Genomic DNA, 1150 nt, shown 5'->3' with positions numbered 1-1150 from the left:
GACCAATTCGGAAAAACTCGATCTTGTTTTTCGGCTTCTGCCAAAAGCATTACGTTGCGGTGGCGTTTGTCTTTTTTTATGCTATCGTAAAGTTCTAATAATTTGTGTTTTTCGCCTTCTAGAATTTGTATGAACTCGTTGTTATGAAACAATAGACAGCCAGTAATTTCGTTTTGAAAATTGAAATTTCGGGCAGTTTCTAAAATTTTTTCAATGTCGTCTGCGTTGAGGTCATCTTTGGCAACCGAACGATAAATTAATTCATACATTTTTTTGGGGATTTAATTATTTCTATGGCAATTTGAATTTTAATGTGGTTTTGTTCTTTCGGATAAGAAGAAATCCTAGTACTTGCTCACGTTATGAGATTCCTCTAACGTCGGAATGACAAAACCTAAGTATTTATTTAATAAACCTATCACTTCTAAAACCTACAATTTTCAATAAAATAACCTTTTTATTTATTACATCTAAATTTAAAATCTTACATCTAAACTTACATTCTGTCCATATACCAATTCAATTCTTTTTCCATTTTTTGGTATTTAAATATGGTATTTATGGTTTTTTGAAGTCTTAAAAAAGCGGTTTCAGATTTCACAACATAATCGAATGCTTTGTGGTGCATGCAGCTTACTGCAACGTCAATTTTGTCTTGTGACGATAACATTATTACCGGAGTATTGGTATTGAAATCTTTGATTTTATCTAAAGTTTCAATTCCGTTCATTGCTGTTTTGTCAATTCCGTCTAAATGAAAATCAAGTATTATTACATCTGGATTTTTGTTCAAGTCTTTGACACACAATTCGCCAGTTGCAAAAGTTTCGATTTCGAAATCGCCGTGGTGCAAGAATTCTATTTCAAGAGATTTCAAGAAAACAGCATCGTCATCGACAAGGAACAATTTTATTTTATTTTCGTTTTTCAAGGTTTTCTAGTTTTAAATTTTTTAATTCTATTTCGAGTTCTTTGCAGGCTTGAGTGCATACTTGTTCAAGTTCAAGTACCATGTTTTGTATTTCGCCAGTAATCTCGATTGTAAATGCATATTCTTGAATGCGTTTTGCGGTTTCTTGAATATTTGAACTTAATCCAATTATCGAGAAAGATGGAATCATTTTGTGTACAGCAGATTGCAACATTTTCC

At 31.8% G+C, this 1150-nt stretch carries 3 protein-coding genes; all 3 read right to left on the bottom strand.

Translation table 11 applies throughout. The features are described from left to right. Positions 1–269, bottom strand: a 269-nt coding sequence (locus RMO83_RS09620; protein ID WP_310559467.1) for a BLUF domain-containing protein, incomplete at its 3' end; no start/stop codon positions are given. Positions 270–496: 227 nt separating this feature from the next. Beyond that, entirely contained in the window at positions 497–931 is a 435-nt protein-coding gene (locus tag RMO83_RS09615; RefSeq protein ID WP_310559466.1) for a response regulator, read from the bottom strand. Then, positions 915–1150, bottom strand: a 236-nt coding sequence (locus RMO83_RS09610) for a hypothetical protein (protein ID WP_310559465.1), incomplete at its 5' end; no start/stop codon positions are given. The genes RMO83_RS09610 and RMO83_RS09615, both read right to left, overlap by 17 nt.

Source organism: Flavobacterium sp. (assembly GCF_031423415.1).
Lineage (GTDB): Bacteria > Bacteroidota > Bacteroidia > Flavobacteriales > Flavobacteriaceae > Flavobacterium.
The sequence above is the reverse complement of the archived record's forward strand: the minus strand, read 5'-3'. Positions and strand labels throughout refer to the sequence as shown.